This window comes from Halorubrum distributum JCM 10118 (assembly GCF_000337335.1).
Lineage (GTDB): Archaea > Halobacteriota > Halobacteria > Halobacteriales > Haloferacaceae > Halorubrum > Halorubrum distributum.
In genome coordinates, this window is record NZ_AOJN01000027.1 from 15,916 (window position 1) to 42,658 (window position 26,743).

The window sequence follows — 26,743 nt, forward strand, 5'->3', positions numbered from 1 at the left end:
CGACGGCGCCCCGAGCGCGAGCCGCGGGGCAACCACTATGGCCCGGCTGAGCGAACGGGAGGTATGTCTCGACCGCCCGCGGATCCGACGACACCGAGGTTCAGCGTCGAACACGACACCGAGCCGGGCGGAACCCTGATAGCCGGCTTCTCCTCGTTCGGGCTCGCCGGGCTGACCGCCGTCGACTACCTCGTCGACGACCTCGACCTCGAGGAGACCGGCCACGTCCGGATCGACGGCGCCCCGTCGATCACGCCGTTCACGAAGGGGACGCCGCGGCACCCGATCCGGCTCTACACCGACTCGGACCGCGACATCACCGTCCTGGTCGCCGAGCAGTTCGTCCCGCCGTTCCTCGGCGAGCTGCTCGCGGACGCCCTCCTCGACTGGACGGAGGCGAACGAGGTCGACGAGATCGCGGTGTTGGCGGGTGTTCCCGTGGCGCACGGTCCCGACGCCCACCGCACCTTCCACGTCGCCACCGAGGACTACCGCGCCGCCCGCCTCGACGACGGCCCGGACGTCCCCGCGATGGAGTCCGGCTTCCTCGACGGGGCGAACGCCGGCCTGCTCGAACGCGGGATCGACTCCCCGCTCGGCGTCGGGGTGCTCGTCACGCCGGTCCACGCCCAGGCGCCCGACGTCGACGCCGCGGTGCGGCTCGTCGACACGGCGAACGCGACCTACGACCTCGGCGTGGACGCGGCCCCCCTGGAGGCGTTCGCGGAGGAGATCCGACGGCGCTACGAGGACCTCGCCGAGCGGATCGAAGAGCGGGAGCCGGAGGGGAGCTACGACCGAATGTACATGTGACCGGTCGGCCGTCGGCGGGGCGAGGACCACGCTCCGAAAACGCGTACAACTCGGCTCATAGTAAAAAGCTATAATCCCCGCCCCCCTTCATCGGACCATGACAGACGATCTCCGCGACACCCTCGACCGCGTCGGGGACCGGTTCAACCTCGGCGAGTACGAGATCGACGCGTACCTCGCGGTGCTGGAGCACGGGGAACTGACGGCGAGCGACATCGCCGACCGGACCGACATCCCGCAGCCGCGGGTGTACGACACCGTGCGGAGCCTCTCGGACCGCGGGCTCGTCGAGCTCCGCGAGTCGCGGCCGATGAAGATCGTCGCGGTCGACCCCGACGACGCCTTCGGCGACTTGCGCTCGTCGTTCGCGGAGATGGTCGACGAGCTGGAGGCGCGCTACACCGCGCCGACTCGCGAGACCGAGGCGGTGTCGCTCGTGAAGTCGCGCTCGACGATCCTCCGGTACCTCGAAGAGGTGATCGAGAACGCGGAGTACGAGCTCGCCCTGTCGCTCACGCCCGGCCTCCTCCGGCGGTTCCGCGACGAACTCGCCGCGAAGGTCGCGGCGGGCGTCAGCGTCGAACTGCTGGTCACGCCCGCGTCGAACGCCCCCGACCCGACGGAGTTCGACTACCTGGAGGTCGCGACCATCGCACGCGCCCGCCGGGGGATCACCACGCCGGTCCTCGCGGTCGGCGACGGCGAGTACTCCGTGTACGCCACGCAGGACGCGCTGCGTGACGACCGCGAGCGCTACGGCGTCATCTTCAACCGCTCCGCGCTCGGCTTCCTCGTCTCCGGCTTCTTCGGGACGGTCCTGTGGACGACCGCCGAGACGCTCGCCGCCGACGGGGAGGAACGTCCCTTCCCGCGCCGCTACGCCTCGATCCGCCGCGCGGTGAAGGATGTCCGCGAGTTCGGCGACGAGGAGTTCTACGCGAGCGTCGAGGGGCGGGACATCGAGACCGGCGAGGAGGTGACGGTCCGCGGGAAGGTGGTCGACGTCGCGTTCGTCGACACGGAGGAGGTGGCCTCGCTCGTCGTCGAGACCGAGAACGGCCGGGTCGAGATCGGCGGCCGGGTCGCCGCCTTGGAGGACATCGAGGGCCAGGAGATCGTCATCGGCCGGGACGAGCCGCCCGCGCTGTGAGGCGAGGTCCGGGCCCCCGGAGGTCGCCGTTCAAGTGCGCGCGGCCCAAAGCGACTCCGTGACCGACGACCCGTTTTCCGACGACGCGTTCTCCGAGGACGACCGCGAGGTACCGACCGTCTCGTGCGAGCGGTGCGGCCGGGAGTGGGAGCTCGACCGCGAGGTCGACGACCTCGACCCGGGGAGCCACGCGATCGAGCAGTTCGCGCTCGACCACGAGCGCCACACCGGTCACTACCCGGACGGCGTGACCCCGTGGGTCGCCCGGTGCGACCGCTGTCCCGACGGCGAGCGGTTCCTCGCGGAGCGGCCCGCGCGGCGCTGGGCGCGGACCCACGCGCGACACACGCGCCACCCCGTTCGGATCGAAGCCCCGAGAGGCGACGACGAGGTCGTCTCACCCGGAGACGGGGAAAACGGGTCGTAGGGGCCGGGCTCCGTCCCCGAATCGCCCGCCGTGCGTGTCGCGCTCGCGAGGGCCAGCCACACCGACAGCGTATTTACGCCGGGGGTCCCACCGGACTGACATGACGCTCGTCGTGGTTCCGGTCCGATTTCCCCCCTCGTCGCACTCGGCGGCGACGCTCCGAGAGGCGGCTCGCATCGCCGAGGAGCGCGGCGCCGACCTCACGGTCCTCCACGTCGACTTATACCAGCGCTCGGGGGGCGTCTCGCGCAGCGACCTCAAGCGCGCGGTCGAAGAGCGGATCGGCCGGGTCGACCGCGCGCGCTACGTCGTCCGCCGCGGCTTCCTCGTCGAGGAGACGATCCTCGAAGAGATCGTCGCCGAGGGCGCCGACGTCGTCGTCATCGGCTCGAAGCAGGCCGGCCGGTGGCGGCGGATGGTCCAGAAGCTGCTCTCCGACCCGGACATCGACTCGTTCCTCCGCGGCGAGCTCGACTGCACCGTGGTCACCGTCGGCGCCGACGGCGAGACTACGGGCGACGAGGCGGACGGCGGCGACGAGGGCGACGTTCCCCTCCCGAACGACGGCGACGACTGAGCGCGTCCCGCTCGGATCACTCCGCGACCTCGTACCGCCGCTCGTACTCGATGACGGTCGCCACCCGGTCGGCGACCGCCTCGCCGAACTCGCGCTCGACGATGTATAACGCGAGGTCGATCCCGGAGGTGACCCCGCCCGCGGAGAGGAGGTCGCCGTCGTCGACGACGCGCGCGTCGACGACCTCGGCGCCCGACTCCCGGAGCTCCTCGATCGCCGAGGCGTGCGTGACCGCCCGGCGGCCGTCGGTGACCCCCGCCTCCGCGAGCAGCATCGACCCGGTACACACCGAGGCGATCCGCGTGCCGGCCTCGTGGTGCGCCGCGAGCGCGCGCGGCACGTCTCCCTTCCGCGCCTCGGCCCACGCGCTCGCGTCCTCGTCGCGCGCGCTCCAGCCGCCGCCGGGGACGACCAGCAGGTCGGGCGCGTCGTCGGCGTCCGGATCGGGAAGGCTCCCGTCCACGCCCACGCGGGTCCCGTGGCTCGCGGTCACCCGATCGCGCTCGTCGAGCGTGACGTACCGGACGCGGCCCGCGCTCGCCGACTCTTCCTCGCCGTCGTCGCGCTCGGCCGCGTAGCCGAGCGCGTAGTCGAACACCTCGTACGGGCCGACCCCGTCGAGCTCGTCGAACCCGTCGTACAGCAGCACGTCGACGTTCATACCGCTCGGGAGGGCGGCGGACGGCTTGTGCGTTCCCCTCCTTCAGCGACGTGACGCGGCGCGGCCGACGCCGACCCGGTCACTCGTCGTCGAAGGCGGCCGCGACCCGCTCGATGTCGCTCGCGACCCGCTCCGGGTCGAGCCGCTCGCCGCGGTACGCGCGCTCGACCACGCCGTCGGGGTTGACGAGCAGCGTCACCACGAGGTGGGTGAAGTCGTATCCGGGGAGGCGGTCGCTGTCGGTGGTCCGCTCGAACCCGATCCCCAGCTCCTCTTCGACCACGGCCTTGGCGCGTTCGGGCGTCTCTGGACGGAGGTAGAGCCAGTTGCCGGCGTCGAGGTCGGCGCCGATCGACTCGGCGTTGTCGCGCAGCGCGGCCGCGTCGTCGCGCTCCGGATCGAACGTGATCGGGAGGAAGTACACGTCGTCGGTCAGTCCCGCGTCAGCGACGCGGCGCTGGACCGTCACCCACTGCCGCAGCAGGATCGAGCACTCCGCGGGACAGAAGGTGAACACGCCGGTCACGAGGGCAGTCCGGTCGAGTTCGTCGCTGTCGAACGTCTCGTCCGCGAGCGGGGCCGGGAGTTCGAACGACGGGAGCGATTGCCCGTACGCGGGGTACGCGAGGTCCTCGCTGTCCGCGATCTGGTCCTCCTGCGGATCGAGCGCGACGCCGTCCGGACTCCCGCCGAACAGGCGAGAGGTACAGCCCGCGACTGAGCCGGCGGCGGCCGTCCCGACGCCGGCGAGCAGCGTTCGGCGCTTCATGTTCGACCGATGGAGCGAGCGGCGCATAACGCGTCTGGTGCGATCGACGAACGGGCGCGACGCGGCCCGCGAGGTCGGGCGGGTGGCGACCCGGTTCGGCGGCTCGCCCCTCAAAGCGGCGCGTAGTACGGGATCGGCGGATGCGGCAGCGGGACGCCGAGCGTCGCGAGCCCGTGCTGGAGGGGGACGTACCCGAGCGCGACGAACGCGACCCCGAGGACGCGGTGGAACCGGAGCCGCGTTTCGAGGCGCATCGACTGGAAGGCCGTTCCGAACAGTAGCATCGCCGGCACCGTCCCGAGGCCGAGGACGCCGAGCGACACGGCGCCCCCGACCGCGCTCCCCTGAACGAACGCGTACAGGAACGCGGGATAAAGGAGCGGACACGGGAGGAACCCGTGGGCCGCACCCAGTCCGAGGATGCGCCAGTCGCCGACCCACGCGTCGACGCGGGCGACGATCCGGTCGCTCACCGCCGCCGCCGCCCGGTCGAACCCCGGTATCGGGACGGACTCGAACTCGAGTCGGAGCGCGTAGCGAACGCCGACGGCGACGATCATTCCGCCGACGGCGATCCCGGTGAGCGCGTGGACGTCGTCGGCGAGCGTCGTGACCGTCCGTCCCGTGACGAACGCGACGCTCCCGGCGAGCCCGAAGAGGCCCCCGAGGACCGCGTAGCTCGTCGCCCGGCCGAGGTTGAACAGCGCGTGCTGGCGGACCTGGCGCACGGTGAGGTCGTCTCGACCGCCGCTTCTCCCGGGCTCCTCGGACCGCATCCGGTCGGCGTAGGTGGTGACGAGCGGCCCGCACATGCCGAGACAGTGGGCGCCGCCGAGCAGGCCGACGAGGAGGAAGACGCCGAGGCCCAGCGAGTCGGTCGCGTAGAGGGAGCCGCTCGGCTCGCAGGTCGCCGGGTCGGCGGCGGCGAGGAGCGGACGGAGCGCCGCGGCGCTGACAACGTGCATATCGGCGAAACGGCCCGGAGGCCGCTAACCGATCTGGTGCGATCGGCGAACGGACGAGACCGGTTCCGGGCGGGGCCAGCCCGTGACGGTGCCGAGACGGCCCGCCTCCCAAGCGGCGTCGACGCCGTCACTCCTCGGCGTCGAAGAGCGAGTCGACCGTGCGGACGAAGCGGTCGACGAGCCGGTCGGGCAGCGACGGCGACACCTCGTCGAGGAGCGCGGCCGTCCGCTCCGGACGGGCCAGCGAGACGGTCATCGGTCTGTCGGGCGACTTCTCGACGATCCCGTGGTCGGCGAGCGTCGAGACGTGCCACGACACCGTGCTCTTCGCGAGGTCGAGGTCGTCCGCGAGCGCCGCCGGGCGAGTCTGGCCGTCCGCGTGGAGGCGGACGACGATCTCGCGCGCCGTCTCGCGCCTGAGGAACGCGAGGGTCCGGCGGTCCCACGCGTCGACGGCCGGATCGAAGTAGTGGGCGCGCCCGCCGATCCGCTCGACCGCCAGCTCGCCGTCGCGGACGAGTCGCCGGAGGTGGTACTGCGCCTGCCCGGTCGCGATGTCGAGGTCGCGGCCGATCCGGTTGAAGTGGACGCCGGGGGTGTCGCGGACGTGGCGTCGGATCCGGGATCTGGTGTCCGACATTCGTGGCTGTCCGTCCTACCCTCGCGCGGAATAAAAGGCGCCCGCGCGGTCTCCTCGTCTGGGAACGTCGCGGGGGAACGGCTTCTTATCGGTCGCGTCCCAAGGGCCGGCGTGGCGCAGTCGCTCTCGGGGTCGGTACCGGCACTCGCGGGGTGGTCGGTAGAGGGGTCGCTCCCCATCTTGGCGGTCGTGATCGTCGCCGGGCTCGGAACGACCCTCCTCTTCGCCGTCAGCCTCGCCGCGTACCGTCGCCGTCGACGGGCGCAGTACCGACTGATCGCCCTCGCCGTCGGCGCGCTCCTCGCCCGGTCGGTCGTGGGCGCCGGCACGGTCCTCGGCGTCGTCCCGATGCCGGCCCACCACCTCATCGCGCACAGTCTGGACTTCCTCATCGCCGCGCTCGTCCTCTACGCCGTGTACGCCCACGCGCCCGGGTCCGTCGGCGACGAATCCGCCTCGGACTGAGTCGGGCACCGTCTCGGACCGAGCGAGCGCCGCTGTCGCCGATGCGCCTACCGACCGAGCCTCCCGCGGAGGCGCTCGACGGCGACGTCGACGCGCGACTCGAAGGCGACCGCCGCGACCGCCGCGACGACCCCGAGGACGCTCCAGCCGACGAGCGAGGCCACGGCGCGGCCGGTGTCCACGAAGCCGCCCTCCGGCGCGAAGGCGACCCCGATCACGTGTTCGAAGACGAGCCCCCTGAACGCCCCGTTGGGGGTGAAGGCGATGGACTCCGCGATCCCGCTCGGCGACGCCCCCGCCGACAGCGACCGGAGCACCGCGAGGTCGCCGCCGAGGACCCCGGCGAGCAGCGCGAGCACGCCGAGCGCGACCGCGCTCCGCCGGCTCGTCGCGATCGTGGACACCGCCGCCGACAGCGAGAGGTACGCCGCGCCGAACGGGACGACGAGCGCGACGAAGCGGACGAAAAGCACCGGCGAGTCGACGCCGGCGTGCGTCGCGAAGATACCCGTGTCCGGGGCGGCGGTGAGCCAGACGTACGCGCCGACGAGCGCGAACGGTCCGCCGACGAGGGCGACGAGCGCGACCGTCCGGGCCAGCAGCACGCCGAAGACGTACTCGGCCGCGCTCACGGGATAGGTCCGGATCACGGCGAGCTCGCCGCTCGAGGCGTCGGCGAACAGCGCGCGGTACCCCAGCACGACCGCGAGCAGCGGGACCAGCACCTCGGTCGGTAAGAGCAGGTCGACGACCGCGGGCACGAACCCGGTCGCGCCGCCGCCGCCGACCGCGACGAGCCCGCCGAGCACGACGAGCAGCCCGAGCGCGAGGACGGCGTAGCCGGGAGTCCGCCGCACCGTGACCAGCTCGCGACGGAACACGAGCCAGACGCCGTCGAACGGGGCGCTCATCGGTCGGACACCCCCACGACGTGAACCGACTCGTCGTCGGTCTCACCGCCGGCGTCGCTCTCGCCGTCGGGGGTCGTCGGCCGGTCGGCCGAGCCGCTCGCGACGGCGCGGTACAGTCCGTCCACATCGTCGACCTCGTGCTCGTCGAGGAGCCGTTCGCGGGGCCCCGCCGCGGCGACCCGTCCGCGGCGGAGGACGACGACGGCGTCCGCGTGCGCGTCGACCAGTTCGAGGTCGTGCGAGCTGACGACGACCGCGGCGTCGTCGCCCGCGCGGGCCGCCGCGCGGAAGGCCCGCTCGCGCATCTCGGGGTCGAGCCCGCTGGTCGGCTCGTCGAGGACGACGACGGCCGGGTCGCCGAGCGTCGCCTGCGCGATCCCGAGCAGCCGCCGCATCCCGCCGGAGAGCGCCTCGACGCGCTTGTCGGCCGCGTCGGAGAGTCCGACCGCCGCCAGCGCGGCGTCCGCGTCCCCGTCGACGAGCGCCGCGTAGAACCCGAGCGTCTCGCGCGCGGTGAACCCGTCGCGGAACGGGACCTGCTGCGGGAGGTAGCCGACGCGCTTTTCGCCCCCCTCGCGGGGGGCGCCGTCGGGATAACTGACGGTTCCCTCGGTGGGCTCGACCGCCCCCGCGAGGACGCCGAGCAGCGTCGACTTGCCGGAGCCGTTGGGGCCGACGACGGCGGTGACGCCCGTTCCGACCGACAGCGACACCTCGTCGAGGACCGGGACACCACCGTACGCGCGCGTGACGCCGTCGATCGCGGCGAGCGCGCGGTCGCTCACGCCGATCCCTCCGCGGTCCCAGTCGGTCGTACCGAAGGCGTCACGCTCGCGTTTCCGGCGGCCCCGTGCGCGGACCGCCAGTCGCCCCGAACCGGTCCGTCGTCGGCGTTCACCCCCGTGACCGCGTCGATCCGGTCGGGGTGGTACGGCGTAGCCGCGGGTACGGGGTCCATGATGCTCCCGGAGCGCGCGCCGGGGACGGTCCCGCGGAGCCGGTCGAGCAGCCGCGCCGCGGGCGACTCGCGGACCGCGACCGCGCTCGGATGTCGGTGGAGCGCGCCGTCGACCGGCGAGGTCGGCCGGTACGCCCGGTCGCCGGCCGCGCGCGGGCCGACGTTCGCGCCCTCCCAGTAGTTCCCGCGGTCGCCGTCGGCCCACACGCGCAGGGCGCCGGCCCCGGCGTCGGCGTGGTCGTCGTTCCCGACGAAGTCGTTCGCGACGATCCGGCTCGACGGCACGACGGTCGTCGCGCGCGCCCCGAGTTCGTTGTCGACGACGACGTTGTGTTCGTACAGCGACCCGCGGGCGCTCGTGGAGAAGCCGAGCTCGTTCCCGACCAGCGTGTTGTAGCCGATATAGGTCCGCGTGCCCGACGCTTGGATCCCGGCGCTGGAGTTGCGGACGTCGTTGCCGACGATCGCGTTCCCGGCCGGCCGCGTCATCACGGTGATCCCGGCGAACAGCTCGTTCCGGAAGGCGTTGTCCGCGACCAGCGCGTCGCCGGTGTACATGAGGTGCGTCCCGTACCGGTTGTCGACGAACGTCGAGTTCCGGACGATCGAGCCGTCCGCGCGGTGGAGGTAGATCCCGTCCCGGCCGCCCTCGAACCGGCTGTCGGTGACGGTGACGCGCGACTCCATCCCGGTGACGCCCATGAACCCGTCCTGCCACTCGTCGGTCCCCTCGACGACGAGCCCGCTCGCGGTCGCGTGCGACCCCTCCCGCAGCAACAGACCGCTCGCGTCCGTGTCGACGGCGACGTCGTCGACGACGAGCCCGGGCGCGCCGACCGCCTTGACCCCGGCGTCGCCGTGGCCGTAGCCGAGCTGGATGTTCGTGTCCCACGTCCCGCCCTCCGGGTCGCGGGACTCGCGGGCCGCGTCCGGGTCGCGGGTGCGGTCCCCCGTGCCCGCGATCCGCATCCCCGTGAGCGCCACGTCGGGCGCGCGGACGGTGATCACCGACCCGGTCCCGTTGCCGACGACGCGGGTCGCGCCGGCGTCGCCCCGCTCGCCGCCGGCGCCCGCGCCGGCGATCGTCACGGACCGGTTCACCGTCACGGTCTCCTCGTACGTCCCCGGCGGGACGCGGACCGTCGTGTTCGGCGGCGCGGCCGCGACCGCGGCGTCGATGGTGGGGGCGTCCTCGCCGACGACGACGGAGACCGGTCGGTCCGCGCGCCGCTCCGCCGCCGCGAGCCGCTCGGTCGCCGTGCGCCAGCGCTCCGGCGCGAGCGAACGCACGGTCGCCGCGGAGTCGACGTCGAACGACCGGGTCCTGACCGCCTCCCAGCCGACGACCGATCCGCCGTGGTCGGCCGCGAACGCCGCCGCAGCCTCCCGGTCCCGGAATGGAACGACGACCTCGCCGGAGGGCCCCTGAGCGTCGCTTCCGACGACGTACCGGGCCTCACCGACCGGCGTCCACCCGCCCGCGCCGGTCGCGGAGAACAGCCCCGACTCGGTCGTGCCCGGGTCCCTGTGGTCGAACGTCTCGACGTACGCGACGAGCGGGTAGCCGAACTGGCGCTCCGTCCGCCCGTCCCGCCGCGAGTCGACGAACGAGGCGATCCCGTTGTAGCCGACGACGTACTGGAGCTGCGAGTAGAACACCTGGACCCGCGGAAGGGTCGCGTCCCCGGCCATCAGCGCGTCCGTCTCCGAGGAGAGCCCCAGCTCGACCGCGTCGTCGAACCGCACCGGTTCGGGGACCGACTCGCTCGGGTCCGCGGCGAACGCGCCGGCGGTCGCGACCGCGGCGAGCGCGACCAGACCGGCGGCCGCGAGCCGGATGCGACGCGACCGGGCGGTATCGGGGTCGAAAACTGCCACGCGTCCGCTTCGATCGGCGGCGACTTAGGGCGTCTGGTTCGTTCCTCGAACGTGCCTTTGAACGCGTCCAGAGGGGATAAGAGGCCAGTAATCCAAATTCGACTATGACGAGAGACGACCCCTCGATGCCCGCGCACTCCCGCTCGGAAAGCGTCCCGCGGCGACGCCTGCTCGCCGGAATCGCCGCCGCCGGTACCGCGGCCGTCGCCGGCTGCGCCGGCGGGGAATCGAACTCGATCGCCCCGGTGTCGATCGACGACGACCAGGCCTGCGACCAGTGCGGGATGATCGTCGCCGACCATCCCGGGACGGTCGGGCAGGTCCACTTCGAGGACGACGAGCCGGAGGGCGGCCGCCCGGCCCAGTTCTGTAGCGCCACCTGTACGTACACCTACCGGTTCGACGCCGAGGACGCGGGACGGACGCCGCTCGCGACCTTCCTCACCGACTACTCGGCGGTCGACCAGGAGGTGTTCGAGGAGGGCGGCGACACGATGTTCTCCTCGCACGTCGAAAGCGAGGCGTTCGCCCGCGAGACGGCCCTCACGGTCGTCGCGCGCAGCGAGGTGATCGGCGCGATGGGGCCGGACCTGATCCCGTTCAGCGACGACGGAGACGTCGACGAGTTCGTCGCGGAGTACGGCGGCGAGGCGATGCCCGCGACCGAGGTGGAGCGGTCGACGCTCGAAGCCTTATAAATAAGACGCCGACCGGCGGCGAGAATATTTAAACAGACGGCTCGGTCCGACCGTCTTCGCGACGCGAGCCGACTACTCGCCGCCCCACTGCTCGACGCGCTTCGGGCGGTCGGAGACCGCCATCACGTCGAGGTCGTCGCCGGCGTGGTCGAGCGCCTCCAGCGCCGCCGTCGCGGAGGCGTGCGTCGAGAAGTAGGTGATCTCCTCCTCGACGGCGACCTCCAGCAGGTCGCGCTGCCGCGAGACGATGAGGTCGAGCTCGCCGCGCTTGGCCGCCTCGATGAGGTCCGTCGCCTCGCTCAGCTCGAAGTGATCCGCGTACCCGTCGACGAGCGCCTCGCCCGCCTCGCTGCCCGGGTCCGGGAACTCCTCGGCCGAGAGGTCGACGACGGCGGTGCCGGACTCGGGGATCGGCTTCCCGGTGGAGTCCTGCGCCTTGTCGTACGCCTTGCCGAAGGAGGTCGCCGTGCCCATCACCTCGCCGGTGGACTTCATCTCCGGGCCGAGCCGCGGGTCCGAGCCCGGCAGGCGGTCGAACGGCAGGACGACCTCTTTCACGGAGCGGTGTTCGGGGATCTGCTCGTCGGCGTCGAGGTCCGCGAGCGTCAGGTCGTCGGTCATCACCTTGGCCGCCAGCTTGGCGATGGGGACGCCCGTCGCCTTCGAGACGAACGGGACGGTGCGCGAGGAGCGCGGGTTCGCCTCCAACACGTACACCTCGCTGTCCGCCTCGCTCTCGACGCCCGTCACCGCCAGTTGGACGTTGAGCAGCCCGACAGTGTCGAGCGCGCGGGCGATGTCCTCGGTGACCTCGCGGACCCGACCGAGCGTCTCGTCGCCCAGCGACCGCGGCGGGATCATGCACGCGGAGTCGCCCGAGTGGACGCCCGCGCTCTCGACGTGCTCCATCACGCCGCCGAGGAGGACGTCATCGCCGTCCGCGACGGCGTCGACGTCCAGTTCGACCGCGTCGTCGAGGAACTGGTCGACGAGGATCGGCTTGTCGGGGGAGACCCGGACCGCCTCCTCGATGTACTCCTCGAGCTCCGCGTCGTCCTCGACGACCCGCATCGCGCGGCCGCCCAGCACGTAGGAGGGGCGCACGAGGACGGGGTAGCCGATCTCGTGGGCGAGCTCCAGCGCCTCCGCCTCGCTCGTCGCGGTGCCGCCCTCGGGCTGGGCGACGCCCAGCTCGTCCATCAGGACGTTGAAGCGGTCGCGGTCCTCGGCGAGGTCCATCGCCTCGACGCTCGTCCCCAGAATCTCGCAGTCCAACCCGCGGCGCTCGATCTCAGCCTGGAGCGGTTCGCCCACGTTGACAGAGGTCTGCCCGCCGAACTGGACCATCACGCCGTCGGCCCCGGTCGTCTCGATCACGTCGGCGACCTCCTCCGCGGAGATGGGCTCGAAGAACAGGCCGTCGGAGGTGTCGTAGTCCGTCGACACCGTCTCGGGATTGTTGTTGATCACGTGCGCGTCGATGCCGAGCTCGCGGAGCGCGCGCACCGCGTGGACCGCGCAGTAGTCGAACTCGACGCCCTGCCCGATGCGGATCGGGCCGCCGCCGACGACCACGACGCTCTCGACGTCGGGGTCGACGCGGACCTCGTTCGCCGCGCCAGCGGTGTCGGCGCCTTGGAGGAACTCCGGCAGGCGCGCGGAGTAGTAGTACGGCGTGGACGCTTCGAACTCGCCCGCACAGGTGTCTACCTGTTTATAAGTGCGGTCGGGGACGCTCGCCTCGACTTCGCCGACGTCGGCGTCGACGCCACCCGCGGTCGCGGTCGCCGCGATTTCCGCGTCGGTGCGGCCGACCATCGCGGCCTCGGTGAAGTCGCCCTCGGCGGCCGCGGCGGTGCCGTCGGCGATCTTCTCGAAGCGCTCGACGTACCAGCGGTGGATGCCGGTGAGTCCGATCACGTCGTCGACGGCGTAGCCGCGGTCGAACGCCTCGAACATCGCGTACGGGCGGTCGGGGCTCGGCCGTTCGAGGTACTCCGACTCCAGCTCGTCGTCGCCGACCTCGTCGAAGTCGACCGCGGGGTCGTACTCGGAGGAGCGGAGCGCCTTCACCATGCTCTCCTCGAACGTCCGGCCGATCGACATCGCCTCGCCGGTGGACTTCATCGCCGTGCCGAGCTCGAAGTCCACGTCGTCGAACTTGTCGATGGGCCAGCGCGGCACCTTCGTCACCACGTAGTCGATCGCCGGCTCGAAGGCGGCGGTCGTCTCGCCCGTGATCTCGTTGTCGATCTCGTGGAGGCGCTTGCCGAGCGCGACCTTCGCCGTGACGCGGGCGATCGGGTAGCCGGTCGCCTTCGACGCGAGCGCGGAGGAGCGGGAGACGCGGGGGTTCACTTCCACGACGCGGTACTCGCCGCCCGGGGTGCCGTCGTCGTGCCACGCGAACTGGATGTTACAGCCGCCCTGGATGCCGAGGTCGCGGATCACTTCGAGCGCCGCGTCGCGCATCTCCTGGTGGCCGTCGTCGGGGATGACCTGCGAGGGGGTGACGACCGTCGACTCGCCGGTGTGGATCCCCATCGGGTCGATGTTCTCCATGTTACAGATGATGATGCAGGAGTCGTCGGCGTCCCGCATCACCTCGTACTCCAGCTCGACCCAGCCCGAGATGGACTCGGTGATCAGCACCTCGCTGTTGCGCGAGAGGCGGAGCCCCTTGCGGACGCGCTCGACGAGCTCCTCGAAGTCGTCGACGACGCCCGAGCCGGAGCCGCCGAGAGTGTAGGTCGTGCGCGCAATGACCGGGAGCCCGCCGACCGCGTCGACAGCGTCCTGAACGCGCTCGCGGAAGTACTCCTCGTCGAAGTCGGTAACCGACTCGTCCTCGTCCAGCGAGATGGTGGTCGACTTCGGCACCGGCTGGCCGAGCCCCTCCATGCGCTGGCGGAACAGGTCGCGGTCCTCCGTCGCGTAGATGGTGTCGAGCGGCGTCCCCATCACCTCGACGTCGTGTTCCTCCAGAATGCCCTCCTCGGCGAGCTCGGCGGTGACGTTGAGCCCGGTCTGGCCGCCGAGCCCGGCGATGACGCCGTCGGGCTCCTCGATGCGGATGACCTCCGCGATGGCCTCGGGCGTGATCGGCTCGATGTACACCCGGTCGGCCGTCTCGGGGTCGGTCATGATCGTCGCGGGGTTCGAGTTCACCAGGACGACGCGGGCGCCCTCCTCCTGGAGGGCGCGACACGCCTGTGCGCCGGAGTAGTCGAACTCGGCCGCCTGTCCGATCTGAATCGGTCCGCTGCCGATAAGTAGAATCGTCCGGTCCTCGCTCATTACGCGGACGGAATACGCTCATCGTAATAAGGCCGGCGGTAGAGTACGAATCTCGCAGTGAGTTTGCGATTTTCGCAAGACACGACGTGCCACGGTGGTCGGTACGACACCACATGATTCTCCCACCGCTTCTCCGTATCGGTTAGCTGAGAGGCTCACCACAAGGGATTTATCGAGATGTCAGAAATCTTGGACCGATATGCGCTGTTCCCGCCGCCGCGCCCTCCGACTGCTCGGCATCACCGGTGCGACGGCCGCGACGGCCGCGACGGCCGGCTGTCTCAGCTCCGGCAGCCTCAATTCGTACGCGCTCATCGGCGACGAATTCGACGCCTCGTCGATCGGTCGGCCGTACCTGTGGCCCGACCCGACCGAAATCGACGCCACGACCCGCGTCGATTTCGCGACCGAGGCGAAGGAAGCCTCCCTCACGGAACTGTTCGAGACCGGGGAAGTGACCGTCAGACAGTGGCCGCTCGTCGGTCGCGACAAGTGGGGGACCGAGACGCGCCCGCGGCCGACGTTCCTCGAACGCGACGGGACCTTCTACGAGGTTCGAATCGCGGAGGAGCGCGTCCTCGAACGAGAGCGGTGGCACTTCGCGGTTGACCGGGTCGACGAGACGCCGCCCGACGGCGCGGCGGTCGCGGAGCCGCCCTTCGACCTCTCCGACCAGGACGAGCGCGTGCTCGACGCGGCGCTCGACGCCGTGTACGCCGGCCACGACGGCTTCCTCGGCGACCCCCAGTTCGACGAGCTCCAGACCGTCGAGTTCCACCACGGGCTCGACGCCGACGCCAGCGCCCTCGTCCCGTCGCCGCCGTTCGAGTACGTCGAGTACGAAGACGAGTTCTTCCGGGCGGTCGCGGAGCGCCGAACGGTCGAGGTTCCGGAGTGGACGTACGCGATCGACGAGATCGCCGCCTCGCCGGGCGGATTCAACGAGTACGCGCGAGACGCGATCGTCGAGGGCGATCTCGGTTCCGTCGGGCTCTCGGACGGCGCTCGCGGCGTGTTAGACGACGCGATCGCCGAGGACCCGCGCCGCTACGAGGAGGGCGCGCCTCCCTCGGACGAGTTCAACGAGGCCCTCGGTGCGCTCGGTATTGCCGAGGACCTCGAACCGATCGACAGCTACGAGGAGCGCGTCGACTTCCGGAACGTCGTCGTCGAGTACCGCGACGGCGTCTACCGGTTCGACCTGATCGTGAGCCCGTAAACGCTCGCGGACCCTCGCCGGCCCCGCACCCATCCTCGACGCGGGCGGCACCGGAACGGGTACCGACCGCCCGTCAGGTCTCCAGCCGGTACCGGTACGGCTGGCCCGCGATGACCTCGACCTCGCCGCGCTCGGCTCGCCGCCCCAACACGGTGGCGACTCGGTGCGGGCTGTCGATCTCCTCGCAGTCGTCGCACTCCTCGACGAGTGCGAGGATCTCCCGCGCCGTCAGCGGCTCGTCGGCCTCGGCGAGCACGCCGCGGATCCGGTCGAACCGGTCGTATTCGCCGGCGCTCATACGTCTTACGTACGGTCTCCGAACATATAGGGTTCAGTGAGACAGGAGTCGGACGGTTGTCTGACACGACTGTTCTCGCGGTCGTTTTCGGCCGTTTGAGCCGTTCACCGAGACGCGACGGGAGCCGAGTCAGGTTCCGCTCAGGCGTACGGGTCCTCGGCTTCGAGGTCGCGCTCCGCGCGGTACTGCTCGACGAACTCGCTCACGTCGAACTCGACCATCTCCTCTTCGAACGCCGACAGCGCCTCGTCGTCGTCCGCGTGGCTGACGGCGTGTTCCATCAGCTCGACGACGAGCTCGACGACGATCTCGTGGAGGCGCCGGGAGTCGAACTCGGTCACCCAGACCATCGCGTACCCCACGTCGGCGTTCTCGCTGGCGTCGTGTGAGACGACCGCCTCCGGGAACTCCTCTAAGACGACGCCGAGCAGGTGCGGCGTGTCGAACTCCGGCATCTCCTCGCTGGTCGTGTCGATCGCTTCGCGGAGGACATCGACGAGGAAGTCCGGGAGGAACCGCTCGGGGGGGTGGACGTCCATCACGACCGCGTGGGTTCCGCCGCAGTCGCACTCGTACTCGCGCATCCCGAGGTCCAGGTCGCCGACGCCGATCGTCTCCCCGCAGGGTAGCTCCAGCGCGTTCTCGTCGCCGCCGGGGACGCGGGGCTGAGACATAGCTCCGCTTGGTCGCTGTCGAGGTTAAAAGGAGCGGAACGGGTCGGTGCGGCGGGGCGGGGCCGGCGAGAGTCGCTACTCGAAATCCTCGTAGCCGCTTTCGCCGTCCTCGGCTTCGGCCGCGCTCGCGCCGTCGTCGTGTTCGTCGTCCTCGCCGGAATCGTCGCCTCCGCCGTACGACTCCACCTCCGCTTCGACCTCTATCTCGATCCCGTTCGCCTCGTAGGTCGCCTCGATCACTTCGGCGTCGTCGCGTTCGATCTCCAGTTGGTCGCGGTCGACCTCCACTTCGACCTCCACGTCGACGGTCACGTCGTCGGACATGACTCGCCGTACGCGGGCGACACTCAAAATATCCCGGCAGGTGCGACCGCCGGCCGCGTTACTGGAACCCGATGCGGCCGCCGGTGTCGCGGAGCGACTCGCCGCCGCCGCCCTTGAACTGCTCTCTGACGTCCTCGTAGTACGCGAGGATGTCGTCGTTGATGGTCGGCCGCACCGACTCCATCGCGCGCCGGAAGTGCTTCATCTCGACCTCCTCGGCGTCGTCGTCGTCGCGCAGCGCCTCGATGGCGGCCTCGCGTGCGATACCCTCCAGGTCGGAGCCGACGTAGCCGTCGGTGATCTCGGCGACCTCGCGGAGGCTCACGTCGGGCGCGAGCGGCGTGTCCTCGGTGTGGATGTCGAGGATCTGCTCGCGGCCCTCCTGATCCGGTTGGCCGATCATCACGAGGCGGTCGAAGCGTCCGGAACGCAGCAGCGCGGGGTCGATCATGTCGGGGCGGTTGGTCGCGCCGATGACCATCACGTCGCCCATGTCCTCGAGGCCGTCGAGCTCCGTCAGGAGCTGGTTGACGACGCGTTCGGAGACGTTGTTCCCCATCTCCTGTCCGCGCGAGGGCGCGAGGCTGTCGAGCTCGTCGAAGAAGATGATCGTCGGGCTCACCTGCCGGGCCTTCCGGAAGGTCTGCCGGATCGCCTTCTCCGACTCGCCGACCCACTTCGAGAGTAGCTGGGGCCCCCTGACCGAAATGAAGTTCGCGTTCGTCTCGTTGGCGACCGCCTTCGCCATCAGCGTCTTCCCGGTACCGGGCGGGCCGTACAGCAGCACGCCCTTCGGCGCGTCGACGCCCATCCGGTCGAACTTCTCCGGCGACGTGAGCGGCCACTCGACTGACTCTTGCACCTGCTGTTTCGCCTCTTCGAGGCCGCCGACGTTGTCCCAGGATATCTTCGGGAGCTCGACGAGCACCTCGCGCATCGCCGACGGCTCCACCTCGTTGAGGGCGCCCGAGAAGTCGTCGCGCTTGACGATCATCCGGTCGATGAGGCTCGGCGGGACCTCCTCCTCGTCGAGGTCGATCTCGGGGAGGTAGCGCCGCAGCGCCTTCATCGCGGCCTCCTTCGTGAGGCTCTCGATGTCGGCGCCGACGAACCCGTGCGTCTCGTCGGCGAGGTGGTCGAGGCTCACGTCGTCCGAGAGCGGCATGCCGCGGGTGTGGATCTGGAGGATCTCCTTGCGGCCCACCTCGTCGGGGACGCCGATCTCGATCTCGCGGTCGAACCGGCCGGGGCGGCGGAGCGCGGGGTCGACGCTGTCGACGCGGTTCGTCGCGCCGATGACGATCACCTGCCCGCGCGTCTCCAGCCCGTCCATCATCGTCAAAAGCTGGGCGACGACGCGGCGCTCGACCTCGCCGGTCACGTCCTCGCGCTTGGGCGCGATGGAGTCGAGCTCGTCGATGAAGATGATCGAGGGCGACTCCTCTTTCGCGTCCTCGAAGATCTCGCGGAGCTGCTGTTCGGACTCGCCGTAGTACTTCGAGATGATCTCCGGGCCGGCGATCGAGAAGAACGACGCCGACGTCTCGTTGGCGACCGCCTTCGCGAGCAGCGTCTTCCCGGTGCCCGGCGGGCCGTGGAGCAGGACGCCCTGCGGCGGCTCGATGCCGAGCTTCGAGAAGATCTGCGGGTGTTTCATCGGCAGCTCGACCATCTCGCGGACGCGCTGGATCTCCGACTGGAGGCCCCCGATGTCCTCGTAGGTGATGCCGCCGCCGGTCTTCTCGAAGCCGGAGATCGGCTCCTCGCGCAGCTCGACCTCGGTGTCCTCGGTGATGAGGCAGACGCCGTCGGGCTCCGTCTCGACCGCGATCAGCGGGATCGCCTGGCCGGGCGACCGCATGAACGGGTGGTTCGTCGAGGACATCACCGGGACGATGTCGCGCTCGACGACCGGGCGCTTGAGGATCTGGCGTTTCACCATGCCGGCGGCGTCGGAGCCGAACTGGACCGACGCCTCCTCGGGCGGGGCCAAGACGAGCTTGTCGGCCTTCTCGGCCTCGGCCTTCCGGATGGTGACGCGCTCGCCGATGCCGACGTCCGCGTTCTGGCGGGTGAACCCGTCCACGCGGACGGTGTCGGTGTTCCAGTCCTGGCGGTCGGCGCGCCAGACCTTCGCGGCGGTCGTCTCCGCGCCCTCGATCTCGATGATGTCGCCGGGCGAGAGCTTCAGATGCAGCAGGGTGTCGGGGTCGAGTCGGGCGATGCCGCGCCCCGAGTCGTTGGGGTACGCCTTCGCCACTTCGAGTTGGACTTCGTTCATGGTTCCTCGCGGGGGATGGTCGTATCTGGACCCGGTCCGGGAATAAGCCTGTTGCCCGTCTCGGCGCCGCCGCTTCGCACCGAGCTCCGGGCGCCCGCGGAATGTCGTGTTATCATATAGCACGATAGGACGTCCGTTCTTAAAACCCCGTCGTAAGCGTGCGTTTTCGCCGTCGACTCGCTCTCGGTCGCAACGGACGTCTTTTGCCCGTTCGAGGCAACGTTCGGGCGTGTTCGACTCCCTCTCCGATCCGATGCGGTCGCTCCTCTCGCGGCTCGCCTTCCTCGTCGCCGGCGCCCTCGTCGGCACCGCGCTGTACGCCCTCAACATCGGTGGCTTCCTCGCTGTCGCGCTCGCGGCTGTCGCATTCGTGGTCGTCGGCGAACTGTACCTGTTCGTGACCGGCGGAGAGAGTTTATAAATAGCAACGACAATCGAGCGGTGGCGCGTGTCTGCGAGCGGCCGGAGCGAAGCGGAGGCCGCTGAATCAGCACGCGCGAGGGAGTCGAGCGCGCCGAGGGCGACCGAAGGGAGCCCGAAGGACGCGCCCGACGAGGCTGGGGCTTTGGAGGAGCGCTCCGTCGATCCGTGGTCACTTATTTAAAAATAAGCGGCTGGGATTTCGGCGGTGTTCAGCACAGCGTCGTTATTTATTTATAAGTAGTAAACGGCCACTGGCCGGGCACTTATAAACGAATATCCGACCGATTCGGCGGCGTCAATCCCGAGGTATTTGTCCGCCAGTCGCCTCGGGAGCACCATGCGAACGCTCGTCTTCGACGGTCGGACCGGCGCGGCCGGCGACATGATCTGCGCCGCGCTGATCGCGGCCGGCGCCGACCCCGACGTCCTCGCGCCCGTGAGCGACGCCCTCCCGGTTCGGTACGAGATCGGCGAGACGGAAAAGAACGGGATCCGCGCGACGACCGTCGACGTGCTCGTCGACGACGGCGACGGAGCGGTCGAGGCTGACGCGGACCACGGTCACGATCACGACCACGGCCACGAGCACGACCACAGCCACGGCCACGAGCATGACCACAGCCACGGCCCCGAGCACGAGCACACTCACGAGTCGGACGCCTCCGGCGCCGCCGAACCGGCCGAGGGCGCCGGTGTCCACCGGAGCTACAGCGAGGTGGTCGACCTCGTCGAGTCGATGGGGCTCCCCGACGCGGTCGAGTCGACCGCGCTCGACGCCTTCGAACTACTCGGGCGCGCGGAGGCGTCGGTCCACGGCACCGACCTCGACGACACGCACTTCCACGAGGTGGGCGCGGACGACGCGATCGCCGACGTGGTCGGCGCCGCGCTGCTCCTCGCGGACCTCGACCCGGAGCGCGTGGTCACGACCCCCGTCTCCGCCGGCGGGGGCACGGTCGAGATGAGCCACGGGACGTACCCGGTCCCGGCCCCGGCCACGACCGAGATCACGACCCGCGCCGGCTTCCGGATCGTCGGGGGGCCGATCGACCGCGAGCTGCTCACGCCCACGGGCGCCGCGATCCTCGGCGCGATCGCCGACGGCGTCGACGCGGTCCCGAACCTCGCCGTCGAGCGCGCGGGCTACGGCGCCGGCGACGCCGACTTCGAGGCGCACCCGAACGTCCTCCGGGCGCTGGTCGGCGACGGGGGACACGACGCGCACGCGGACCGCGCTCACGCTGACGCCCCCGACGGATCGCTCGCTCACGACGACATCGCCGTCCTCGAGACGAACCTCGACGACGCCGCGCCGGAGGTCCTCGGCGGGCTTCAGGAGACGCTCTCGCGGGCCGGCGCGCGGGACGTCACGATCGTTCCGACGACGATGAAGAAGTCGCGGCCCGGTCACCTCGTGAAGGTGATCTGTAAGCCCGCCGACGCCGAGGCGGTCGCGGAGCGGCTCGCCCGGGAGACGGGGACGCTCGGCGTGCGCCAGTCCGGCGCGAGCCACCGCTGGATCGCGGAGCGCGAGTTCGAGACGGCGACGCTCCGGGTCGACGGCGCCGACCACGAGGTGGCAGTGAAGGTCGCGTCGACGACCGACGAGGAGGTGTACGACGTCAGCGGGGAGTACGACGACGCGGCCGCGGTCGCCGAGGCGACCGGCCTCCCGATCCGGGAGGTGCTGCGGCGCGCCGAGGCCGACGTGCGGGAGCGGCTCGCGGAGGAGTAGCCGGAGGCCGCCCTCGCGACCGGCCCGTCAGTCGGGCGGGTCGACCCGCTCGACGCGCTCGGGGTCGACGCCGAAGCCGTCCGCGAGTCGCTCGCGGACGCGGTCGACGACGAACTCGTCGGCCGCGTCGATCCCGGCGGCGTCGAACTCCGCCTCGGGCGCCGCGCCCTCGTCGACCGCGAGGGTGGCGACCGCCTCGACCGTGGTGTCGTTGAGGCCGGGGCGGAGGCCGGCGATTTCGAGCTCTTCGACGCTGAGGCCGTCGATTCGCTCGATCTGTGCTCTGGCGCCGGCGACGAGGTCGCCGGCGGCCGCCTGCGAGACGCGGACGGTCACCGTGGCCTCGACCGACGGCGTGTGGATGGCTGCCGCCATACGCCCTCGCCGCGAGTCGAACGCGGCGCGGCCGGTCGGCGTCCCGGTCCGAACCCGGGAAGCGAGCGGTCCGCGGCCTCGAACGCGCCGCCGGCGATCCGCCGACTGGGGTCAGCAGCCGGGCCACCGGCGGCGGCGCTCGCGAGGGAGACGGCCGTCCGACTCGACGCGCGCGACGGACAGCGGCGGCTGGAGAGAACGGGAGATGGTCCGTCCCGCGGGGAACCCTCCCCAGCCGACGCGCGTCACGCGGTCGGGCGGACGGACCGTGAGTTCGGAGCCGAATACCCGATCCACCCGAGGAACGCGACGCTCGCGGACCGGCCGAGCGTCGAGGTGGTGGAACGGGTCATGATCGGTCTCCGCGGCGCGGAACGCGCCGTTATCAACCTCGTATATCGGTTTCGTATTAAAATTATGTTAGTTATGTGACCTCATGCCACGGCGAGTTCGGTCCGGAAGTCCCCGAGAATCCGCCGGAGCGGCCGCGGGCCAGCCGTTCCGTCGACGCCGAGACGACAGGCCTATGCCGAACGCCCGACCAGTTGCGCGTAAGCAGCCACCGTCATGATCGAGCGAATTCACACGTCGGACGTCGAACCGGACGCGGACGAGGTCGCCATCGCCGGCCACGTCCACGAGATCCGCGACCTGGGAGGCCTCGTCTTCCTCATCGTGCGCGACCGCGAGGGACTTATCCAGATCGTCTTCAAGGAGGAGCGCGAGCCGGAGCTGTTCGAGGCCGTCCAGGACGTCGGCGCCGAGGACGTGGTCCGCGTGGTCGGCGAGCCGCTGGAGAGCGACCAGGCGCCCGGCGGCGTCGAGATCGCGCCCACCGAGTACGAAGTCATCGACGAGGCCGACTCCCCGCTCCCGCTGGAGATCTCGAAGGACATCGAGGTCGACCTCTCGACCCGGCTCGACAACCGCGCGCTCGACCTCCGGAAGCCGGAGACGCTCGCGGTGTTCACCCTCCGTTCGGAGCTGATCACCGCGATGGAGGAGTGGTTCGAATCGGAGGGGTACGTCGACATCAAGACGCCCCTGATCTCGAAGGGCGGCGCCGAGGGCGGCGCGGAGCTGTTCCCGATCCTCTACTACAACCAGGACGCGTTCCTCTCGCAGAGCCCCCAGCTGTACAAGCAGATGCTGATGGCCTCCGGCTACGAGGCGGTCTACGAGACGGGCACCGCGTTCCGCGCCGAGGACTTCGCGACCTCCCGCCACGTCTCCGAGATCGCGATGTTCGACGTGGAGCTGGCGTACATCGACGACCACGACGACGTGATGGACGTCCAAGAGGAGTCGCTGCGCTACGCGCTCCGCGAGGTCGCCGAGAACGCCGAGCGCGAGCTCGACCTGCTCGACGTCGACCTCGACGTGCCCGAAGAGGACTTCCCGCGGATCACCTTCGACGAGGCGCTCGACATCCTCGAAACCGAGTACGGGCACTTCCCGGACGACCCGACCGACCTCGACACGAAGGGCGAGAAGCTGCTCGGCGAGCACTTCGAGGAGCAGGGCCACCCCGCCTTCTTCGTCGTCGGCTACCCCGACGAGAAGTTCTACTACATGCAAGACGTTCCGGACGACGAGATCGCCTCCCGGAAGTTCGACCTCATCTACAAGGGCCAGGAGCTCTCCTCGGGCGGCCAGCGCGAACACGACGTCGAGCGCATGGTCGAGGTCATGGAGGCGGAGGGCGTCGAGACCGCGAACTTCGAGTTCTACATCGAGGCGCTGAGCTACGGCACGCCCCCGCACGGCGGCTACGGGCTCGGCATCGACCGCCTCGTCCAGAAGGTCGCCGACCTCGACAACATCAAGGAGGCGATCATGTTCCCGCGCGACCCGAACCGGCTGGAGCCGTAACGGGACCGAACCGATCCGGACCGCCGAGGCTCGTTCCGTTCGCTCTCCGATACGCGGCCGCGCAATCGGGGCCCTATTTTTCGGGTGAGCGAGATCCGACCCGCCCCGCGAGCGGGAGCTCACGTCGACGCGAGAGTGGGATGCCACCCCGCCGCGCGGGCGACGATGAGAACCGCTCGCCGTTCGCCGTCTTTTATAAGCAACTCATCGATCTAACGAGATTCGGGTTTCAAAGGCTCTCGAGGCCGTTAAACCGAATTAAATTGGGCGTAATTCGGCTGAACGGCTTGCGTCATTAAAGGGCGTTGGGTCCCGAGGGGGAGTTGCTATGAACGCACTCCGAACGACCCTGCTCGTGGCGCTGGCCACGGTGGTACTGATCGGGACCGGCGCGGCCGCCGGTGCCGTCGCGGCGACGCCCGGGCCGGACAACGCCTCGGGCGATGCGGGCCCGCCGAGCGACCTCCCCGACCAGGTGCCGGACTTCGTCGGCGGGATCCTCGATAGCGTGAACGAGTTCCTCGACGGCGGCGTCGACGACCTCGGCGAGACCGTGAGCGAGGTCGCCGGGAACGGCGCCGGCGAGGGCGACGCGGACGACGGAACCGACGCCGACGAGGAGGGGGCCTAACGTGACGGACCGCACCTCCGACCGCATCGCGCTCGACCGGCGGACCTACCTTCAGGCGACCGGCGCCGCCGCGCTCGGCGCGGCCGGCCTCGCCGGCTGCGTCGGCCGCGCGACGGGGACGCTCGCGACGCAGGTGACCGACCAGCCCGCCGACATCGGCGACTTCGAGTCGCTCGTCGTCACTGTCGAGGGGTTCTGGCTCGGGCCGGAGGGCGCCGAGCCGGACGACGATGAGGACACGGCTGGCAACGAGACCGACACGGACGGCGGGGGCGACGACGCCGACAGCGACGACGGGTCCGCCGACAGCGGGAACGAAACGGACGCGGGCGACGAGACCGACGGCGAGGAGGACGCCGGCCGCGAGTACTTCGAGTTCGACGAGCCTCAGGAGGCCGACCTCGTGGAACTCCAGAACGGCGAGACGAAGCTGATCGACGAGCGGGAGCTCCAGACCGGGGAGTACCCGTACCTCCAGCTCGACGTGTCGTCGGCCGACGGGACGCTCACCGACGGGAGCGACGCGACCGTCGACCTCCCGGGCAACGCGCCCCTGAAGTTCAACGAGGCGTTCGAGATCCGCGAGAACACGCGGACGACGTTCACCGCGGACTTCGCGCCGGTGCTGCGCGGGAACGGCCGCTACCTCCTCCGACCGGTGCCGAGCGGTATCGAGGTGGAGTACGAGGAGTCGACGGACTCGGAAGGCGACGAATCGAGCGGCGACAACGAGACCGACGGCTCGTAGCGACGCCGCAGTCCCCCGGTCCCCCGTTGGAGTCGCGGTCGCGTCCGGCCGCTCGCGCGGAGCGGGCGCGGACCGCACCGCGGCTTCGGGGTCAGGGCTGGGTCGGTTCCCGGGATTCGGGGACCGGGGGAATGCGCGCGCCGTTGCGGTCGGTTCCCGAGTCGAGGCACCCGTTTGCCGTCAGAGGCACACGACCCGCACGATCGCCCGCGCGACGACGACGCACGGGCGGTCTTCGCTTTCTCCGATCCGTTCGCCGCTTCGACGCTGTTCATTTCGCGCCGAGTCAGGCCGCCGTCGCGTCCGGCCGCACGAACGTCCGGTACAGCGGTCCGGCGAGCACCAGCGCGCCGACCGCGGCCATCCCGAGGATCACGGTCGGGTCGACGAGCGACCCGCCGCTCGCCGCGAGGCGGTCGAGCGAGACGCCGACCGCGACCCCGGTGAGGACCCAGGGCAGCTCGCCCAACGCCGTGCCGATCAGGAACGGTCGGACCCCGACGCCGGCGGCCGCGGCCCCGGCCGTCACCGCGTCGGAGGGGAGCGGCAGCAGGCGGGTGCCGGCCACGGCGCGCATGCTGCCGGACTCCGCCGCGAAGCGCTCGCCGGCACGACAGAACCGGGCGGCGACGCCCGAGCCTTCGGTCGTCTCGGAACCGTCGCGAATTCGGAGCCGCCCCGCCCGAGCGAGCGCGTACGGCGGGAGCGCGGTGCCGACGACGAGCGCGAGCGCGAACGGCGTCCCGACCCAGCCGTACCCGAAGCCGACGGCGACGGCGAGGAGGGTCGTCGGCCACGCGAGGAGGGGCCGCACGGCCGCGAGCGCGACGACGGCGACCCCGAAGCTGAGCGGCTCCGTCGCGAGCCATCGCAGCCGCGAGAGCGCGGCCTCAGGGGAGACCGCGAGCGCGAGCGCCCCCAGCGCTGCGACGGCGGCGCCCGCGACCGCGTACCGCCCGAGCGTCGACCGGCGATTCACGCTCTTCGGTCCGCGGGCGCCCGGTAAACGCTTTGTGGGCGCGTTCGATCGGGAGCCGAAGGCGTGCGCGTCCGGCTCACGACAGCTTTCCGAGCGCCTCGAAGAAGTCCGAGGGCGGGCCCGCGATCCGTATCGGCGGCGCGGCGCGCTCGACGGTCACCTCGACCGGCCCGTCGAGGGCCTCGGTGTCGCGGCCGTCGCTGACGACCGTCGCGCCCGCCTCGTCCGCGACCGAGACGGTGACGGTCGCGTCGGCGTCCACCACGAGCGGGGGCATCCCCTCGTCCGCGACCATCTCGTTGACGACCAGCCCCCCGACCTCCGGGTGGACCAGCGGGCCGCGCTCGGAGAGGTTGTACGCGGTCGACCCGGTCGGCGTGGCCACGAGGACCCCGTCGGCGTGGCCGCCGGCGTACCGGGACCCGTCGACGCGCACCTCGTAGTCGATCCCGCCGCCCGGCCCGCGCCGGTCGCCCTGAACGACCACCTCGTTCGCGGCCGGCGTCGACGTCCAGTCGCCGGCGCTCGCGGTGAGCCGCGGCGCCTCGCGGACGTCCAGCCCCCCGTCGCGGAACGCACGGATCTCGGCGCGGAGCGCGGTCGCGGCGTCCGCCGGCGGGACGGCGTTGAGGAACCCGACCTCGCCGAGGTTCACCCCGACGATCGGGGTGTCGCCCGCGTTGCGCGCGACGAAAAGGAAGGTTCCGTCACCGCCGACCGCGACGACGAGGTCGCAGTCGCCGAACGCGTCGACCGGTCGGGCGTCGTCGCCGGCGTCGAGCGCTGCGGCGGTCTCCTCGTCGAGCCAGACGCTCTCGCCCGCGTCGACGACGACGTCCCGAAGGGTCGCCGCGAGCGACGCCGCCCGCTCGCTTCCCTTTCGCGCCACGATGCCCACTTCCATGCGGAATCCATCCCGAGCCCCGGATAAAAGCGTGCGGACATCGGCCGCCCGGCCGGGTTCTCGGTATCTGA

The 26,743-nt window shown here is 71.0% G+C and carries 27 protein-coding genes; 12 read left to right on the forward strand and 15 right to left on the reverse strand.

The window, feature by feature from the left end; translation table 11 throughout:
• Positions 1 to 63 precede the first annotated feature (63 nt).
• From C466_RS05265 to C466_RS05280, 4 genes are all read left to right on the forward strand, one after another.
• Positions 64 to 813 (forward strand): proteasome assembly chaperone family protein, encoded by a 750-nt coding sequence (locus C466_RS05265; protein WP_004598464.1) that lies wholly within the window; start codon positions 64 to 66, stop codon positions 811 to 813.
• A 97-nt stretch (positions 814 to 910) separates the two neighbouring features.
• Positions 911 to 1,963: an HTH-type sugar sensing transcriptional regulator TrmB gene (gene trmB, locus C466_RS05270; RefSeq protein ID WP_004598465.1), complete on the forward strand. Its 1,053-nt coding sequence runs from the start codon at positions 911 to 913 to the stop codon at positions 1,961 to 1,963.
• A gap of 58 nt (positions 1,964 to 2,021) precedes the next feature.
• Positions 2,022 to 2,390, forward strand: coding sequence for a hypothetical protein (locus C466_RS05275; RefSeq protein WP_152418582.1), 369 nt, complete (start codon positions 2,022 to 2,024; stop codon positions 2,388 to 2,390).
• A 100-nt stretch (positions 2,391 to 2,490) separates the two neighbouring features.
• A complete protein-coding gene (locus C466_RS05280; protein ID WP_004598467.1) occupies positions 2,491 to 2,967 on the forward strand; it encodes a universal stress protein in 477 nt (158 codons plus the stop codon).
• 16 nt (positions 2,968 to 2,983) lie between these two features.
• Here C466_RS05280 and C466_RS05285 read toward each other — a convergent pair whose 3' ends face one another.
• From C466_RS05285 to C466_RS05300, 4 genes are all read right to left on the reverse strand, one after another.
• Entirely contained in the window at positions 2,984 to 3,628 is a 645-nt protein-coding gene (locus C466_RS05285) for a DJ-1/PfpI family protein (RefSeq protein ID WP_004598468.1), read from the reverse strand.
• Between the two features lie 79 nt (positions 3,629 to 3,707).
• Complete coding sequence (locus tag C466_RS05290; protein ID WP_049897985.1) at positions 3,708 to 4,397, reverse strand: SCO family protein; 690 nt, start codon at positions 4,395 to 4,397, stop codon at positions 3,708 to 3,710.
• 110 nt (positions 4,398 to 4,507) lie between these two features.
• Entirely contained in the window at positions 4,508 to 5,362 is an 855-nt protein-coding gene (locus C466_RS05295; RefSeq protein WP_004598470.1) for a sulfite exporter TauE/SafE family protein, read from the reverse strand.
• A 127-nt stretch (positions 5,363 to 5,489) separates the two neighbouring features.
• Positions 5,490 to 6,002 (reverse strand): winged helix-turn-helix transcriptional regulator, encoded by a 513-nt coding sequence (locus C466_RS05300; RefSeq protein ID WP_004598471.1) that lies wholly within the window; start codon positions 6,000 to 6,002, stop codon positions 5,490 to 5,492.
• A gap of 111 nt (positions 6,003 to 6,113) precedes the next feature.
• On the opposite strand from C466_RS05300, the gene C466_RS05305 reads away from it, so the two are divergent.
• On the forward strand, positions 6,114 to 6,467 hold the full coding sequence (locus C466_RS05305) for a DUF7471 family protein (RefSeq protein ID WP_004598472.1): 354 nt from the start codon (positions 6,114 to 6,116) through the stop codon (positions 6,465 to 6,467).
• Positions 6,468 to 6,514: 47 nt separating this feature from the next.
• Here C466_RS05305 and C466_RS05310 read toward each other — a convergent pair whose 3' ends face one another.
• Genes C466_RS05310 through C466_RS05320 form a run of 3 tightly spaced genes read right to left on the reverse strand, consistent with a single transcriptional unit; the run spans position 6,515 to position 10,214 of the window.
• Positions 6,515 to 7,378 carry an ABC transporter permease subunit gene (locus C466_RS05310; protein ID WP_004598473.1) on the reverse strand — a complete coding sequence of 288 codons (864 nt, stop codon included), beginning with the start codon at positions 7,376 to 7,378 and terminating at the stop codon, positions 6,515 to 6,517.
• Positions 7,375 to 8,163: an ABC transporter ATP-binding protein gene (locus C466_RS05315; protein ID WP_004598474.1), complete on the reverse strand. Its 789-nt coding sequence runs from the start codon at positions 8,161 to 8,163 to the stop codon at positions 7,375 to 7,377. The genes C466_RS05310 and C466_RS05315 overlap by 4 nt, the downstream gene beginning before the upstream one ends.
• Positions 8,160 to 10,214 (reverse strand): NosD domain-containing protein, encoded by a 2,055-nt coding sequence (locus C466_RS05320; protein WP_004598475.1) that lies wholly within the window; start codon positions 10,212 to 10,214, stop codon positions 8,160 to 8,162. The genes C466_RS05315 and C466_RS05320 overlap by 4 nt, the downstream gene beginning before the upstream one ends.
• Positions 10,215 to 10,318: 104 nt before the next feature.
• Between C466_RS05320 and C466_RS05325 the strand changes: the two genes are divergently transcribed.
• Positions 10,319 to 10,912: a nitrous oxide reductase accessory protein NosL gene (locus C466_RS05325; RefSeq protein ID WP_004599595.1), complete on the forward strand. Its 594-nt coding sequence runs from the start codon at positions 10,319 to 10,321 to the stop codon at positions 10,910 to 10,912.
• 72 nt (positions 10,913 to 10,984) lie between these two features.
• On the opposite strand, the gene carB is transcribed toward C466_RS05325, so the two are convergent.
• Complete coding sequence (gene carB, locus C466_RS05330; protein ID WP_004598477.1) at positions 10,985 to 14,209, reverse strand: carbamoyl-phosphate synthase large subunit; 3,225 nt, start codon at positions 14,207 to 14,209, stop codon at positions 10,985 to 10,987.
• Between the two features lie 199 nt (positions 14,210 to 14,408).
• On the opposite strand from carB, the gene C466_RS05335 reads away from it, so the two are divergent.
• Positions 14,409 to 15,428 carry a hypothetical protein gene (locus C466_RS05335; protein ID WP_004598478.1) on the forward strand — a complete coding sequence of 340 codons (1,020 nt, stop codon included), beginning with the start codon at positions 14,409 to 14,411 and terminating at the stop codon, positions 15,426 to 15,428.
• 73 nt (positions 15,429 to 15,501) lie between these two features.
• Here the strand turns inward: C466_RS05335 and C466_RS05340 are convergent, their stop codons facing one another.
• From C466_RS05340 to C466_RS05355, 4 genes are all read right to left on the reverse strand, one after another.
• Entirely contained in the window at positions 15,502 to 15,726 is a 225-nt protein-coding gene (locus tag C466_RS05340) for a hypothetical protein (protein WP_004598479.1), read from the reverse strand.
• A 140-nt stretch (positions 15,727 to 15,866) separates the two neighbouring features.
• Complete coding sequence (locus tag C466_RS05345; protein ID WP_004598480.1) at positions 15,867 to 16,400, reverse strand: DUF5815 family protein; 534 nt, start codon at positions 16,398 to 16,400, stop codon at positions 15,867 to 15,869.
• 75 nt (positions 16,401 to 16,475) lie between these two features.
• Positions 16,476 to 16,724 (reverse strand): hypothetical protein, encoded by a 249-nt coding sequence (locus C466_RS05350; RefSeq protein ID WP_004598481.1) that lies wholly within the window; start codon positions 16,722 to 16,724, stop codon positions 16,476 to 16,478.
• 58 nt (positions 16,725 to 16,782) lie between these two features.
• Complete coding sequence (locus tag C466_RS05355; RefSeq protein WP_004598482.1) at positions 16,783 to 19,005, reverse strand: CDC48 family AAA ATPase; 2,223 nt, start codon at positions 19,003 to 19,005, stop codon at positions 16,783 to 16,785.
• 229 nt (positions 19,006 to 19,234) lie between these two features.
• Between C466_RS05355 and C466_RS05360 the strand changes: the two genes are divergently transcribed.
• Positions 19,235 to 19,426, forward strand: a complete 192-nt coding sequence (locus C466_RS05360) for a hypothetical protein (protein ID WP_004598483.1) — start codon at positions 19,235 to 19,237, stop codon at positions 19,424 to 19,426.
• A 339-nt stretch (positions 19,427 to 19,765) separates the two neighbouring features.
• On the forward strand, positions 19,766 to 21,163 hold the full coding sequence (gene larC / locus C466_RS05365) for a nickel pincer cofactor biosynthesis protein LarC (protein ID WP_004598484.1): 1,398 nt from the start codon (positions 19,766 to 19,768) through the stop codon (positions 21,161 to 21,163).
• Between the two features lie 27 nt (positions 21,164 to 21,190).
• Here larC and C466_RS05370 read toward each other — a convergent pair whose 3' ends face one another.
• Positions 21,191 to 21,538, reverse strand: coding sequence for a hypothetical protein (locus tag C466_RS05370; protein ID WP_004598485.1), 348 nt, complete (start codon positions 21,536 to 21,538; stop codon positions 21,191 to 21,193).
• Positions 21,539 to 22,105: 567 nt separating this feature from the next.
• Between C466_RS05370 and aspS the strand changes: the two genes are divergently transcribed.
• From aspS to C466_RS05385, 3 genes are all read left to right on the forward strand, one after another.
• Positions 22,106 to 23,410: an aspartate--tRNA(Asn) ligase gene (gene aspS, locus C466_RS05375; RefSeq protein ID WP_004598486.1), complete on the forward strand. Its 1,305-nt coding sequence runs from the start codon at positions 22,106 to 22,108 to the stop codon at positions 23,408 to 23,410.
• Positions 23,411 to 23,738: 328 nt separating this feature from the next.
• Positions 23,739 to 24,041 carry a hypothetical protein gene (locus tag C466_RS05380; protein ID WP_004598487.1) on the forward strand — a complete coding sequence of 101 codons (303 nt, stop codon included), beginning with the start codon at positions 23,739 to 23,741 and terminating at the stop codon, positions 24,039 to 24,041.
• A 1-nt stretch (position 24,042) separates the two neighbouring features.
• Positions 24,043 to 24,789, forward strand: coding sequence for a DUF4382 domain-containing protein (locus C466_RS05385; RefSeq protein ID WP_004598488.1), 747 nt, complete (start codon positions 24,043 to 24,045; stop codon positions 24,787 to 24,789).
• A 286-nt stretch (positions 24,790 to 25,075) separates the two neighbouring features.
• On the opposite strand, the gene C466_RS05390 is transcribed toward C466_RS05385, so the two are convergent.
• Complete coding sequence (locus C466_RS05390; RefSeq protein ID WP_004598489.1) at positions 25,076 to 25,768, reverse strand: VTT domain-containing protein; 693 nt, start codon at positions 25,766 to 25,768, stop codon at positions 25,076 to 25,078.
• Between the two features lie 76 nt (positions 25,769 to 25,844).
• On the reverse strand, positions 25,845 to 26,672 hold the full coding sequence (locus tag C466_RS05395) for an NAD(+)/NADH kinase (protein WP_004598490.1): 828 nt from the start codon (positions 26,670 to 26,672) through the stop codon (positions 25,845 to 25,847).
• Between the last annotated feature and the right edge of the window lie 71 nt (positions 26,673 to 26,743).

Coding starts and splice junctions, on each gene's coding strand:
- C466_RS05340 (WP_004598479.1), bottom strand. CDS start 15,726: ATGAGCGCCGGCGAATACGACCGGTTCGACCGGATCCGCGGCGTGCTC.
- aspS (WP_004598486.1), top strand. CDS start 22,106: ATGATCGAGCGAATTCACACGTCGGACGTCGAACCGGACGCGGACGAG.
- C466_RS05355 (WP_004598482.1), bottom strand. CDS start 19,005: ATGAACGAAGTCCAACTCGAAGTGGCGAAGGCGTACCCCAACGACTCG.
- C466_RS05280 (WP_004598467.1), top strand. CDS start 2,491: ATGACGCTCGTCGTGGTTCCGGTCCGATTTCCCCCCTCGTCGCACTCG.
- C466_RS05265 (WP_004598464.1), top strand. CDS start 64: ATGTCTCGACCGCCCGCGGATCCGACGACACCGAGGTTCAGCGTCGAA.
- carB (WP_004598477.1), bottom strand. CDS start 14,209: ATGAGCGAGGACCGGACGATTCTACTTATCGGCAGCGGACCGATTCAG.
- C466_RS05345 (WP_004598480.1), bottom strand. CDS start 16,400: ATGTCTCAGCCCCGCGTCCCCGGCGGCGACGAGAACGCGCTGGAGCTA.
- C466_RS05295 (WP_004598470.1), bottom strand. CDS start 5,362: ATGCACGTTGTCAGCGCCGCGGCGCTCCGTCCGCTCCTCGCCGCCGCC.
- C466_RS05380 (WP_004598487.1), top strand. CDS start 23,739: ATGAACGCACTCCGAACGACCCTGCTCGTGGCGCTGGCCACGGTGGTA.
- C466_RS05335 (WP_004598478.1), top strand. CDS start 14,409: ATGCGCTGTTCCCGCCGCCGCGCCCTCCGACTGCTCGGCATCACCGGT.
- C466_RS05370 (WP_004598485.1), bottom strand. CDS start 21,538: ATGGCGGCAGCCATCCACACGCCGTCGGTCGAGGCCACGGTGACCGTC.
- C466_RS05285 (WP_004598468.1), bottom strand. CDS start 3,628: ATGAACGTCGACGTGCTGCTGTACGACGGGTTCGACGAGCTCGACGGG.
- larC (WP_004598484.1), top strand. CDS start 19,766: ATGCGAACGCTCGTCTTCGACGGTCGGACCGGCGCGGCCGGCGACATG.
- C466_RS05395 (WP_004598490.1), bottom strand. CDS start 26,672: ATGGAAGTGGGCATCGTGGCGCGAAAGGGAAGCGAGCGGGCGGCGTCG.
- trmB (WP_004598465.1), top strand. CDS start 911: ATGACAGACGATCTCCGCGACACCCTCGACCGCGTCGGGGACCGGTTC.
- C466_RS05290 (WP_049897985.1), bottom strand. CDS start 4,397: ATGAAGCGCCGAACGCTGCTCGCCGGCGTCGGGACGGCCGCCGCCGGC.
- C466_RS05350 (WP_004598481.1), bottom strand. CDS start 16,724: ATGTCCGACGACGTGACCGTCGACGTGGAGGTCGAAGTGGAGGTCGAC.
- C466_RS05310 (WP_004598473.1), bottom strand. CDS start 7,378: ATGAGCGCCCCGTTCGACGGCGTCTGGCTCGTGTTCCGTCGCGAGCTG.
- C466_RS05325 (WP_004599595.1), top strand. CDS start 10,319: ATGACGAGAGACGACCCCTCGATGCCCGCGCACTCCCGCTCGGAAAGC.
- C466_RS05300 (WP_004598471.1), bottom strand. CDS start 6,002: ATGTCGGACACCAGATCCCGGATCCGACGCCACGTCCGCGACACCCCC.